Raw genomic sequence first — 13,409 nt, forward strand, 5'->3', positions numbered from 1 at the left:
ATCTCAGTGCTACTGGCTGGATGAAAAAGAATCAGTTTCTCACCACGTCTTTTTCTCGCATTTTACCTGAAAATAATTGGTGACGGGTTGAATTCTTCTGAGCAGAATCAGTTTGTAGCCTGCGCGCAGCAACAGAGAAAACGTACACAGAATGGTGATGACACCCATTTGGATTCAGCCATTGAACAAGCCCGAACAGGTAAGATTCGCCACTACGTTGAAATACAATGGCCTGGTGTCCAACTGGATGAATGGCAATGGGACATTCTGGAGTCTCTATTCGATCCCACTATTCGCCGCGTATTCGTTAAAGGGAACACAGGTTGTGGTAAGGGAGCTGCTGCTGGAATTGCCTGTTGCACTTACTTTCATATCTGGGACGATGCCAAAATTGTAATTACGCGAGACTCACTCAGGATGGCTCAGAAAATTGCCTACGGGGAAGTCGATAAATGGTGGAGACGAATGACGGTAAAGCCACCGGGGAAATTGTTGACTTCGGGAATTTATGATCATCAACAGCATTCTATTTCCCTGGCAAATCCGAAGCATATTGAAGGTTTCAGAGGGGCACACTCGCCACATGTTCTTTTCTGGTTTGATGAAGCAACGGCCCCGAATCTTGAAGACAAATATAAACTAGCCAACACTCAGGCAAAAAAATTCCTGGCTCTCTCCAATCCATCCACACTATCGGGATCATTTCGAGATGCCTTTCCAATTATAGAACCAGACCGTACCCAAACGATTGTGGACCAATATGGTAAAACACGCTGTATCACAGTCAGTGGCTGGGAATGCACAAATGTGAAAGAGACCTGCCTGGAACAACCTGTCGCCCCCTTAGGAGGTATCAAAATCGGACGCAGGTTCTATTCGCATGGCACGCCGATTGAAATGGAAGACTTCGAACAATGTAAGCCCCGTATTCCCGGACAGACATGCTACGACGAATTTATGTCGTTATTAAACGATCCGGACCCACTCATTCGGAATGTATATGCACTAGGAAAGTTTCCGGATCAGGATCCAGAGAAACAGGTCATTCTCCCAGACTGGCTGGTGGAACCTGTCTCATTCTGGACACGCTGGCATCATCTCTGGCGACGTGCTACGGAAAACCAAAACAAGTCTGCAATTCATCTGTTGAATCAGATTATTCCAGTTGAGGGTTTTGGACTGGATGTCGCCGCATCCCGATTTGGAGATACATCAGTCCTTGCCGTTGGTGGCAGGTACGGTATCCGAGCCATCCATGAATGTCAGTTCGCTGATACACAGCAGACGCTCAAGTGGGTAATCGAAACCGCACTGACATACGGAGTTGATCTAGAACAGGGAATTGTTCCTTTGGCTATCGACTGGGGAGGAGGTTATGGGAACGCAGTCGGTGATCCTTTAAAAAAACGAAATGTGCATGTGATTGAAATTCACAGTAATTCCGCAAGTGATATCGACACTCAAAAATATGCCAACAAACGGGCTGAACTCTACGGAGAGGCTGCAAGACGCCTTGACCCGGCGGGGGACTTCCGCATGATACCTTTCGCTTTGCCCGATAACGAGCGCCTGCGTGCAGAACTGATAGCACCTCAGAAAATATACTCCGGGCATGACGGTGAAAAATATTATATCACCCCCAAAGGACGGCGAGGGTCTGACGAAAACTATCAAGGCAAAACGTTGAGGGAAACGTTGGGTCGTTCTCCTGATCGGGCTGATGCAGTCGTCTACTGTCTCTGTGCTCTACGAGATCAATCCCGTCGAAGACTGATTGTTGCCTGATAAATTCAGCAGACAAAATGAGACATACTCCTTTATCAATCTAAGGATAGTAAAACATGTGGAACCCCTTCAAACAGCTTGCCGCACGATTCAAATCAAACCGGTTCGCAGTCGCACTGCGAACCGCACTCGGGACTGGCCAACCAGGCAGATGGCACAGTGACCATCGAGAGGAGTCAGAACAGTTCACTGGTTGGACGTTTGTTGCAATTCGGGCAATTTGCCTGCAGGCTATGCAAGCTTCGGTGGCTGTCTACGATGAAACTGTAAATAATTCCAATCAAAAATTGTTCCGACGCCACCTGAGAATGGACGCTGGATATGGACTTACACGAAGCTTGTATGCCGGTGAAACCGGTGCGTCCATTCCTCTGTCGAACGATCATGCGCTTTGCCAGATTCTCAAACACCCCAATCCCACTCAATCAGGTGCAGCCTTCCGCTATGAGCGTGTCTTACAACTCCAACTGACTGGGACAAGTATCGTCTGGAATGTGCCCAATCAATTTGGGAAGACTGTCCACCGTTACGTAATTCCTACCGCGATCGCGTCGCCAGTTGCCCCTTCAACAGATATGCCTGAAGGCGGATATAGAATACAGACACCTTCGTCGCGCTATGATCTTGAGGCCTTTTCAAGTTACTCCAGTTCACACAGTCTACTGCAGCAGGTATTTGGAAAAGTCATCCCACTCTCACAGCTGCAGATCACGCGGTGGCCCCACCCACTTTACCAGGACGACGGACAATCTCCTGTCAGCGCGGGTGCCCGCTGGATCGACTCAGCCAATCAGATCGATGCAGCTCGTTGGGCTCAGATGAATAATGGAGCCGATCCATCAATTGTCGTCACCTGCGGAAAGGATATGCGCCCAACCAGAGAAGAACTTGAAGCCGCAGCCGCGATGTTTGATCAAAAATATGGGGGTACTGAAAATACAGGCAAGGCGATCTTTACAACCGGTGAGCAAGTCGTCTCACTCACGGCCACTCCCCGGGAGATGGACTACAACGCTTCATTCGTCGAATTTAGAGATGCGATTCTGGCTTTACATGGAGTCCCTGGAATTGCTGCAGGTATCTCTGACGGAGGAAGTTATGCCGCTTTTTACGCCAGTTTAAAGCAGTTCATTTCTCTGACTGTTCAACCCATTCTGGATTTATTGGCAGAAGATGATACCGAGCACCTTGCCCCCCAGTTCGGGAGGAACCTGACCATTGAAATTGAAGCGACCCAAATTGATGATCCAGATCTGCTCGAGAAGCGTCTGGCGACAGATATTCGAGCCCAGATTATCAAAGTAGACGAATTGCGGGCGATCCGTGGGCTACCACCTCTTGGTCCAGAAAATGGAGGAGACGAAATTGTCAGCGCCGACCGACAGCAACCTGTTCACTCTGAATCACAAACAGAGGATCATACTACGGCCCCCAGTCTACCACCGGGAAAAAGTCTGATGGATGCTTTACACCTGCGTGCTGATTCCGCGTTGGTGAATGGAGCAAATTAATCGGAAGTCAGATCCCGTTGCGCACCCGACTTCTTTTGTTGCGCACTGGCGATGAGATAACTGACCAGGCAACCGCTGGCGATATTTATTGAAACCGCGGCCGGCGCAATCCATTGAAAACTGATCGGATCAGGCATATCAGAGGTATAATTCTCGATAAAAATAGGTCCCGAAAAAGCAATCAACACGGCAGTCGTCGTTCCCAATACTGTCCCGACCAGTACGCCGGCGGGTCTGGAAAAAGGGACGAAAAGAGCAAAAAAGAAGAGACAGAATATAGGAGTGGTCAATAAGTTCGCAGTTTTATTCGTCACAGCAGTGATGTTTCCTGGAATACTTCCCATCAATGAACTGGACAGAACCACGATGACTCCAATTCCCAGTGCCAGCAGACGTGCTGATAAAACATGTCCCCGTTCTGTTTTAGGTTTGAAACCAAATCGATCCAAAAAGTCTGTCATTACGACTGCTGTGATGGAGTTCACACCGGAATCGATACTAGACATGGCTGCTGCAAACATCGCTGACACAACACACCCTGATATTCCAACTGGAAGATGATTTGCAATGTAATGTGGGAAAAATTTATCCGCATCCTTTTTGAGCTCCATACCGGCAGGAATTTCACTCGGAAACGCATTGAAATACCCCAGCAACGCAAAACCAACCATCGCCAGAGTCAATGACACAACCACTGAAACGGTCAGTTGGATAGCCAGAGAGCGTCGTGCCGCCGCTGCATCCCGGGTCGACATGAATCGCTGCACGGAAACCTGGTCTCCGCACATGGTAGCGACATACCAGATCAGAATTGACAAAAATGTGCCGACATAAGTCACGCGTGTCGCCGGGTCAGTACTGAAAAATGGCTGTGTATCCCAGTTAGAGTCCCACTGAGTAGGAAACCAGCTGAAGCCCCCCAGGTGGTAAGTAATAGTGGCAATCACCAGCAAGGCTCCACCAAACAATAGAATCGTCTGAATTAAATCGGTGATGACTACAGCACGTAAGCCCCCCAGGGATGTATAAATAATGGCTACCAAACCTGTACCCAATACGATATAGGGAATCCACTCCTCTCCGACATTCAACATGGTCGTGATCGCTTTTGCTGTCAAATAGACCAGCAACGACATCCAGATTAATCGCAAGCCCAGGAACATGACTGCTCCCAGCATACGAATGCCAAGTCCCAGCTTTTCTTCGAGAAGTTCGTATGCACTGGTAACCCGACTTTTCATATATACTGGCAACATCACGTAACCAACAATGATGAAAATGAAAGGCATTGCCAGGTCTTTGACCAGATAGACTGGCCCTTTTCCCAGAATTTCTCCTGGAGTAGACAGATAAGTGATTGTACTCAGAAGTGTGGCAAAGAGTGAAACACCGATCAGAAACGGATTCATCTGACCGCTGCCCACAAAATATTCAGAAGTATCTTCCTGTCCTCGACTGAAATACCAGCCCAGAAATATCGTAAGAATTGCGTAAACGGCTATGATCATCCAGTCGACCGGATGCAGGCCCGTGTTAAGTGGCAAGGGCTCAGCAGTTGATTCTGCTGCCGAAAGAGGAGAATTCAGAAAAAAAACGATGGACAGAGTCGCAATGGAAATAAACAATTTCAAGATGTGGTTTCCTGCTCTGAATACGAATTATGCATCATAGGTGGAGTGAGCCGCAGCAGACCTGTCTTCAGGCAAATTTCTATTTCAGTATGCTGACAATGGACCCTGATTTCAATTCAGTCACCTCAAAGTTCATGGTAAATCAGGAGGATCAAGATTATGCTGAATTCTGTACCGATGCGCTGATTCAAACTTTATTTGCGGGTAAAAACAAGTTCCATTTCCCAGAGGCCATGCACCATGTCCACGCACAGTGATATCAGTTTCAGTAAAAAAAGAACCTGGAGCCACGATTTACCTATCAGTTTTCTCATGCAGCAGGGTGTAGAAAATCCGGGGGTTCTGTCACTGGCAGCAGGCCTGGTCGACCAGGGAAGCCTCCCTGTAGAATCTACCAGGCAAGCCCTGGAAAGCCTGCTCGCCAATCCGAAAATGGGATTGGAAGCATTACAGTATGGAACGACGGCTGGATCAGTCGCTTTAAGAACATTACTGCTGTCCCATATATCTAATCTGGAACAAAAACCAGCTGACGAGCTGGGAATCACTGTGGATAATATCATTGCCACCACAGGCTCACAGCAGTATCTGTCTCTGGTCGGTGAGATATTGCTCGATCCCGGTGACATCTGCCTGGTTGCAGCTCCGACCTATTTTGTCTTTCTGGGTGTACTCCAGGGACTGGGAGCGCGCATCGTCTCTGTCGAAACCGATGAATTCGGCATGCGAATGGACTCACTCGAATCAACGCTCGACATGCTGGAGTCCCAGGGGGATCTGGCAAAAGTCAAGATGATCTACGTAGTAAGCGATTATGAAAATCCTTCCGGTCTCTCCCTTTCGATTGATCGGCGACAGCAGATTGTCGAAATCGCTCGCAAGTGGTCAAAATCACAACGTATCTTCATCCTGGAAGACCTCGCCTATCGTGAACTCTGTTATGATGGCCCTGTGACACCAAGTATACGAAGCTTTGATCCCTCTGGAGATAATGTGATTCTTACACAAACTTTTTCCAAAAGTTTTTCCCCCGGGTTGAGAGTGGGATTTGGGGTTGCCCCGCTTGAAGTCTGCGCTGCCATACGCGACAAGAAAGGAAATGATGACTTTGGATCTACGAATCTGAGTCAGCATATTTTAACTCGTGTATTGAGCGATCATTTATACTATGAACACGTTGCAACCCTCCGAAACGTGTATCGCGAAAAACGAGACTGCATGCTGGAAGCCGCTGATGAATATTTTTCAGATATTCCTGGCGTCCATTGGGTACATCCAAATGGAGGACTGTACGTCTGGATGACCCTGCCCGAGTCAATTGAAACCGGCTTCCAAAGTCCACTCTTCGAACGCGCTGTACATGCAGAGAAAGTAATGTATGTTCCCGGCGAATTATTTTATGCTGTTGACCAAGGTCTCCCGCTCGAAGAACAGCTGGCTCCACAAAAAAATCACATGCGGTTAACGTTTGGTGTTCAAAACCCGGAAGGTATTCGGGAAGGCATGCAGCGGCTGTCCAATGCCGTTAAGTTTCTTTCCTGATAGTAGTTACGCATTAACTTGTTAGTCAGTTTTTTTTTCCAAAGAGTACTGAATCTCGAATAAGCTCAAGCGAGTTTGCCGATTACGCCGATTATAGCAATAGCGTTATTTTCAGTTCAAAGACATGCGTCTTGTGTCGCTATTCAATTTCGCCAGCTCCTTCTTGGTAAGTTAGAAAACGAATGGGCATTTGTGATTCCTGCCATTCTGGTTGTTGTCGCTCTTTTGCAGTTCCTATTTCCGGAGCAGACATCCATCATTTCACTCATCGCCAGAACTTGAATTTCTGGGATTTCGCTTGCCGCTGGGAAGACACCGAAGGACTCATCTCACGTAACCTGGCACCTCATTTTCTGTTTGAAGACGATCCCGAAACTCCTTTCGTGATTTGCTTGAAACACATCCCCAGCAGTTCATTCCCCGGAACTACAAAATGCCGATTTCTGATGGAATGCCTTCCCGATGATGAGCATCCCAAAGGACTGGGCCGCTGTGGAATCTATCAAAATCGCCCTCAAACGTGCCGCTGCTTTCCGGCAAAATTGAATGCCTCTAATGAACTGGCGATCCTGTATGATATTCCTTCTAATGGTCGTGACGGCGAACCTGCCTATGACCTCTGTTCTCGACAATGGACGGCTTCTGACCTGGATCCTAATGACACGATCCAGAGCCTGGTGATTGCCAGATACGAAATGACATTCTTCAGTAAAATTGCTATGATCTGGAATCAGGCCCCCGGCGCATGGAATCAATTTCCAGATTTTATTGACCGTATTTATTCAAATCGAATTGCCTCGGAGACCCAAGAGGACACCTCAGCTGATACAGTTGGAGTCTCTGACAACTCTGAATCTCATAAACGTGCTGCCTGATCGCTCCGCAACTCCCTCGCTTTACCAAGTGCGTCAGCCCCGATTAAGCTAAGTCTTTCATCCGGCTCTCTGCTATTCAGTCCGATTAATTTGCAGATTGAGCCATCTTATTCAGCACTCTCAGATTCAAGACGACTACTCTGAATTCTCTCTGCTTATTGAAAGAATTCAGATTCATAATGATCTTGCTGCCAGAGAGACTCTTCGAATGTCAGACCTCCCGTCCGTCTATCGATTCCTGCACACAGCGCAGGCCAAACCAGTCACTGATCATTCACCTACTGTCTTGGAATAAAAAAAGAAAAAACCGAATCGAATCTTATTGACCCCGTGGAGCCGAATCTTAAAACACTGCCCTGTCGCAAATAAATAGTTCTACTCAACGGGGCAAACTGTGAACAATTCAAATTCGGACATTCCTTTACAGACGATTCTTAAAGACCGAAAACAAAAATTCGGTTCCTTCTGTAGTTTCGCTGATCAGTCGTCTGACCTCTCACTCCTTTGTCATACTCAACCAGTCGTAGACGAACGACTGATGTCGGCGCGAGCTGTCATCAACACTCCACGCGAAGACCGGGAAGGTGACGTAATCGTACCTCGAGGTGTTCATCTCGATAATTATCGCAACAACCCGGTTGTTCTTTGGGAACATGGCCTGGGAGAACTCACACGCCCGATTGCCAAATGTCAGCAGCCCGACGGCAAACTCGCTCTGGATGTATCAGATCATGAAATTACAGCCACTTCATTTTTTACTGACAAGTGTCTGGAATCTTTACAGATATTCCACCTGATCGCAGAAGGCCTGGTGAGAGCAACTTCTGTGCGGGCCCTGCCCATCAAGTCTGCAATCAGAAAAACATCAAATGCAGGTTCGGGGATTATTCTCGAAGAATGGGAATTGATCGAATGGTCCTGGGGGGCACTGGGAGTTAACCCCGATGCGATCGCTCGAACACTTGATCGAGGGACTATTGAAGGCCGGAGAATCACCGCACCGCTCTTGAAGTCACTTCAGGCAGTTTTACCTGCTGACCAGATCTCAATTCCAGGTTGGTCTGCTGCGAATAAGACGAATATCGAAATCAGTCGATCCAGTAATTCGACTGCCTCTCAAGAGACTCATCATCCACCACTTTCCGATTCTCCAAAACAAGCACAGAGCATCTCATTTAAGTCTACATCTAATGAAATCTGTGAATCGGAAATAGAGGTCAAAGACAAAAACCAGCGGATACCATTAGGCGCTCAACTGCTTCGTTTCATTTCAGACTCGATCAGTCAGTTAACAGACCAAGTGAATTCTACAGAAGCAATTCTGGAAAACGAACGAATTCAACAACGTCTGAAATCTTTTGTTCAGGCACTACAGGACGAGCAGAATGATCTGAACCAACTTTATCAGAAAATATATAAGCATCTCCCCTCCCTGAGTGACTCTGAGCACACTCCTCAGAGTCCTGATTCAATGAAAAGCCCACTCCACTCAGAGTTTCCACTTTTGTTTGAAGAGACACAACCAAACCGATTCGCAAACTGTAACGGCATGGCCCCCTGGAAGGCAGGCGCTGACAGTGAGTTTTATGAGCGGGCGATTCTGGCAGGGTTCAAGGTAGCGGCCCTGAGTGACGTTGTCGCACTGAGAAGACTCCACAATCCATCGCTTTCCAACGACCAGGTGACCAGCGGGCACGGCTCGGATTTCCGCGAACAGATCAAGCAGTGGACCGTTGCGAGCATTGAACGGCAGAAGCAGGGACCGGATCACTCTATTGGTGGTTTAGCCAAACACCGGAACGATAAAGCACTTGAAGTCCTGAAGGGGAAATGATGCCAAACGAGATCAATCACAGCAGAACCCGCAATTCTTCATTCTATGATCAGAAATACGGGTCGGGCAACGGCTGGAAGTACGACACGGACAAAGTGACGCGCTGGCTGCAGGAGAGCATCGTATCCCGGTTCGGGCTGACTCCCGGCGACCGGGTGCTAGAGCTGGGTTGCGGTGAAGGCCACCATTCCGCCCTGCTGGCCTCGTTCGGCCTGGATGTATACGGAGTCGACTTTTCCGAGAAAGGCATCGAGGCGGCGAAGGAGCGGGGTTCTGGTGCGACATTCATCGCTGCCAACGCTCTTGATCTGGGGAGGTTCTTCGATCACGGGTACTTCGACCTGATTTTCGTACGGGGAATGAGCTGGTATCACTACGAGTTGAGCGGCATTTCCCGCATGGGGATCGATATCGAAGAGGAGACAGGCAAGCTGTTTGAGTTTCTGAAGCCGGGAGGCACGTTCGTGCTGCAGATTCGGACGGACTTCTCCGGGAACAAGCCGACGGACAATGTATTTGACTGCCGCCTGTCAGAATTCAAAGAGTTGTTTTCTCAGTTCGGGGAAATTATCCATACTTCAAATACAGCAGGCGCGGAACTGATAGACGACGAACAGGCCGCGAAGATAAAAGGTGGGATTGTAATGGCCATAAGAAAGCATGGCCAGGTTCTACTATAAATCCCTGATTTCAGTCAGAAAGATCATAGTGAAGACTCAGCAAGCTCTCGTACCAAAGTCTCTACTTTTTTCACATCCGGAATCGCCAAAAAACCAATGTCGGTCTGTTGCCGCTGTTGGTTATTGTCGACTGCGACCTGACGTTCAAAAATCAGATCCCCTGCACCGTCGTCCCATTGTGTACGTCGCAGGTTACGGAGTTGCTCCGGTTCGAAAGATCGAATTGAAGTAGCCAGTTTTTTTTCAAAGATGATGGCGCGATCCGTGGTGAGCACGTAGGCTGTATTCCTGGCTTTCTTCATCATCCAGACAGGTGAAGTAAGCAGCCCAAGCCCAATCAACACAAAGGGAATTCCAAATAATGGAAAGAAATCAAACCCTTTGTTGAAGTCTGGAATTTTAAAACCGGACGCTCCCGCGATCCAGAACAAAGCAAATGCAGTCCAGGGAATCCCAAACAGCACCATCGGCCAAGCACGCATACCAAAGCGTTTAGGGTCCGGGGTACCGACCCACGAAATCCGCTCTTTTTCGTTGAGTTCGGCCTGGATCAGAGATTGCAACTTGACTGGTAATCCCCAGAGAGTTTCCGTTGGTGCAGGCATCGCATCTGACCCGTGAACTGGCATGCTGAAAAGTAACTCTGATTCGATCAGAGTGTCTACAGTTCCAAAGAATAGCAAATCAGACAGCGATTGGAATCGCTGATGCAGAGAAAAAAAGACTTACCTGGGAGTTACAAAAGGACAGCTGCAATCTCCGGTTTCATTGACGTAATGCATGCCCTGTTTACACGCCGTTCGCACATCCAGGCGTAGCTGAGATAACCATTTGGGAGAGAGCTCACCTCGTGCGATCGCATATAAAGCAAATGCATATCCGAACATGTTCATACTCAAATATCCCTGACGGGACATACTCCAACCGGACAAAGGACCATCATCCCAGTAGTTTTCCTGCATGACCATATTGGCAGGAAAGAGGCCCATTCCCATATAAACCGTGATTAGATCCGTCAACATTTCGTGATCTTCTTCATCAGGTGAAATCCGTCGCTCTCCCAGCAGGAGTACGTGCCCGATTTCGTGTGCGAGTGTTGCGACAGCCCTGAGAGGGTCTTCCAGAGTATTCAATTCGAGCCAGATCTCATGCTTATTTCCTACCTTGCCGTACAGACCAGCAGATCCCTCTGTCATCATCCCTTCGAACTCGGGTCGGGCTTCTTCGTAGAATCTCAATCGTAAGTCTACGGGATCGACATCCATATATTCTGCAACCCGATTCATCAGACTGCGAATACTTCCATGTGTGAGATCATAATCATCAGGAAAAAATTCAGCAGTGGGTAAAATGAAAGTCCCTTTCGTCAGACGTTGCATACCAAACTCGTCAATGAGCCAGGTAAAGCGTTCTTCAATCCAGGATTTCTCCTCTGCAGTAACTGGACAAGTCGGCTTTGAACGGAACCAGCCAAACATGAAACTGCCCTTTCTACCAGATTGACAGAGACTCATTTACGTGCGCTGTCTAATTCAGAAGCGTTGGTCAGTCTCGAATTTAAATGACAACCAGTCACACATGATAAAGCAGATCCGATCGCAGGACATACTTGGTTTCCTCTCCTGCCACTGGTGTCCCGGAGTGCCACAACTTGTGTGCAAATAATAAACCGCAACCTGCCTGTGGTTTGACACGAATATCATTTTTTCGAAATACCGTTTCTCCTCCCTGCTCAACCGTATTGAGATAGATCAGAAAAGTAAAACGGGATTCACATCCCGGAAGCTGCTTTGTGCCGTCCTTATGCATGTTAAATTTTTGAGGCCCGCTGTATCGGTAGAAACGAATGAAAGGACTCAAACCCACGGCAGTTCCCAGGTCTGATTCTGGTAATGTGTACTGCTGGAGCTTTTCCCACAGATCGTCAGCAGTCTTCTGGGATTCGATATCCGCCCGCTCATTGGTACGAATCTGATCCATCTGCTTTCTGACACCATAGACATCAACGTCTGCGGTTTCATAGCCGAGGTATTCACTATAATTGATATAGTCCTGGCACTCTGTTGCCGAAAAAAAATGCTCGATCCAGAAGATCTCCTGATCGAGCATTGTTACTGGTTGTTTCATAATGAGACCTAAATCAGCTTCCACCCCTTGCGATATTCGCGACGGATGTATTGATCTGATTCCGGAGCGTTCGTGGCACGCATGGTCTGTGTATCCCAATGCAGCTTTTTCCCCGTGCGATAAGCGACATTCCCCAGATGATTTGCCTCCGTCAGCAGACCCGCATATTCGAAATTGCAGGTTGTGGGTGCGCCGGTTTTACAGGCATGGATCCACTCAGCATGATGACCCAGTGATTTCGGGATGTAGGGTTCTGGCGGTTTAAAGTCAGCATACTCATTCTCAGGCAGTAGAACGTGTTTGCTGTAGTCAGACAGCAACATCCCTTTTTCGCCGACAAAGAGAACCCCATTTCCCCATTGGGGAATTTTCCCCTCTTCCCAGAGTTTGGGCTTATTGGTTCCCTGGTACCAGCCTACGGTGACGGGTGGCAGATCTCCACGCTGCCCATACTCGTAAACCGCCTGCATAGATGCCGGTGCGATCTCTTTCTGGATGGGCGGACCAGCGGCTTCAATGGTCAACGGATAATCGAGTTTCAAAGCCCAGAAGGGTAGATCAATCCAGTGGCTGCCCAGGTCGGACATGGTCCCGTTCCCAAAATCCCACCAGCGATACCATTTGGGACCGGGGAAATAGATATTGTTGAACGGCCGCTCCGGAGCGGGACCCAACCAGAGATCCCAGTCTAGCCCCTTGGGAATCTCATCGCTGTGACTGGGACGTTTTTCGGAATAGACGAGATCTTTCGCAGCCCGGGCAGCTTCTTCTGACGGATGCCAGCCCCAGGCTCGGGAAACCCAGACATGTGCTTCCTGAACAGGACCAATGGCCCCCGTCTCAATTAACTCGACCACACGCCGATAGTTCTCGCCGGCATGAATCTGAGTACCCATTTGTGTCGCCACGCCCGCCTCACGCGCCGCATCCCGGATCACACGCGCTTCCCAGACACTGTGTGTCAATGGCTTTTCACAATAGACATGTTTTTTCATCTGCAGGGCCGGCAGTGTTGCGAAAGCATGGGTATGCTCGCACGTGCTGACCACGACTGCGTCGAACTGATCGGGGTGATCATAGACTTCCCGAAAATCTTTGAACTTCTTAGCCTTGGGGTGGCTCTGTGAGGCTCGAAACAGATTCTGTTCATTGACATCACACAGCACGGTAATGTTTTCAGAGGAAACATTGCGCAGATTACTGCCCCCCCTGCCCCCGGATCCAATGATGGCGATATTCAGTTTTTCATTCAAATTGGTCCCACGAACAATGGCGGGGGCACCAAAACCGATGGCGGCAGCCGCAGACGCAGAGGTTGCCAGAAATCGTCTGCGGTTCATGGTAGAATGCGTCTTGTCTGTTTGGCTGGATTTATCTTGCACTGTAGGCTTCCCCCTCTGAAGAATATGGCCATCCCGCTGGAA

At 48.6% G+C, this 13,409-nt stretch carries 11 protein-coding genes; 6 read left to right on the top strand and 5 right to left on the bottom strand.

Features of this window, described 5'->3' with window-relative positions; genetic code table 11:
• Positions 1 to 168 precede the first annotated feature (168 nt).
• Together HG66A1_RS29715 and HG66A1_RS29720 are read left to right on the top strand one after the other, a co-directional pair.
• Positions 169 to 1,785, top strand: a complete 1,617-nt coding sequence (locus HG66A1_RS29715; protein WP_145192872.1) for a hypothetical protein — start codon at positions 169 to 171, stop codon at positions 1,783 to 1,785.
• A 245-nt stretch (positions 1,786 to 2,030) separates the two neighbouring features.
• A complete protein-coding gene (locus HG66A1_RS29720; RefSeq protein ID WP_197996867.1) occupies positions 2,031 to 3,296 on the top strand; it encodes a phage portal protein in 1,266 nt (421 codons plus the stop codon).
• On the opposite strand, the gene HG66A1_RS29725 is transcribed toward HG66A1_RS29720, so the two are convergent.
• A complete protein-coding gene (locus HG66A1_RS29725) occupies positions 3,293 to 4,927 on the bottom strand; it encodes a sodium:solute symporter family transporter (RefSeq protein ID WP_232102084.1) in 1,635 nt (544 codons plus the stop codon). The two genes, HG66A1_RS29720 and HG66A1_RS29725, sit on opposite strands and share 4 nt — an antisense overlap.
• Positions 4,928 to 5,167: 240 nt before the next feature.
• On the opposite strand from HG66A1_RS29725, the gene HG66A1_RS29730 reads away from it, so the two are divergent.
• The 4 genes from HG66A1_RS29730 to HG66A1_RS29745 all read left to right on the top strand — a co-directional run bounded on the left by HG66A1_RS29730 (position 5,168) and on the right by HG66A1_RS29745 (position 9,858).
• Positions 5,168 to 6,469: a PLP-dependent aminotransferase family protein gene (locus tag HG66A1_RS29730; protein WP_145192877.1), complete on the top strand. Its 1,302-nt coding sequence runs from the start codon at positions 5,168 to 5,170 to the stop codon at positions 6,467 to 6,469.
• A gap of 446 nt (positions 6,470 to 6,915) precedes the next feature.
• Positions 6,916 to 7,344, top strand: a complete 429-nt coding sequence (locus HG66A1_RS32935; protein WP_409999459.1) for a hypothetical protein — start codon at positions 6,916 to 6,918, stop codon at positions 7,342 to 7,344.
• A 538-nt stretch (positions 7,345 to 7,882) separates the two neighbouring features.
• Complete coding sequence (locus HG66A1_RS29740; protein ID WP_145192881.1) at positions 7,883 to 9,178, top strand: hypothetical protein; 1,296 nt, start codon at positions 7,883 to 7,885, stop codon at positions 9,176 to 9,178.
• Entirely contained in the window at positions 9,175 to 9,858 is a 684-nt protein-coding gene (locus HG66A1_RS29745) for a class I SAM-dependent methyltransferase (RefSeq protein WP_145192883.1), read from the top strand. Before HG66A1_RS29740 ends, HG66A1_RS29745 begins: the two co-directional genes overlap by 4 nt.
• 23 nt (positions 9,859 to 9,881) lie before the next feature.
• On the opposite strand, the gene HG66A1_RS29750 is transcribed toward HG66A1_RS29745, so the two are convergent.
• From HG66A1_RS29750 to HG66A1_RS29765, 4 genes are all read right to left on the bottom strand, one after another.
• Positions 9,882 to 10,421 carry a hypothetical protein gene (locus tag HG66A1_RS29750; RefSeq protein ID WP_145192884.1) on the bottom strand — a complete coding sequence of 180 codons (540 nt, stop codon included), beginning with the start codon at positions 10,419 to 10,421 and terminating at the stop codon, positions 9,882 to 9,884.
• 162 nt (positions 10,422 to 10,583) lie between these two features.
• Positions 10,584 to 11,336 (bottom strand): hypothetical protein, encoded by a 753-nt coding sequence (locus HG66A1_RS29755; RefSeq protein ID WP_145192886.1) that lies wholly within the window; start codon positions 11,334 to 11,336, stop codon positions 10,584 to 10,586.
• Between the two features lie 94 nt (positions 11,337 to 11,430).
• Positions 11,431 to 11,985: a 2OG-Fe(II) oxygenase gene (locus tag HG66A1_RS29760; RefSeq protein WP_145192888.1), complete on the bottom strand. Its 555-nt coding sequence runs from the start codon at positions 11,983 to 11,985 to the stop codon at positions 11,431 to 11,433.
• An 8-nt stretch (positions 11,986 to 11,993) separates the two neighbouring features.
• Positions 11,994 to 13,325 carry a Gfo/Idh/MocA family protein gene (locus tag HG66A1_RS29765; protein ID WP_187781902.1) on the bottom strand — a complete coding sequence of 444 codons (1,332 nt, stop codon included), beginning with the start codon at positions 13,323 to 13,325 and terminating at the stop codon, positions 11,994 to 11,996.
• Positions 13,326 to 13,409 lie beyond the last annotated feature (84 nt).

It is taken from the genome of Gimesia chilikensis (assembly GCF_007744075.1).
Classification (GTDB): Bacteria; Planctomycetota; Planctomycetia; order Planctomycetales; family Planctomycetaceae; genus Gimesia; species Gimesia chilikensis_A.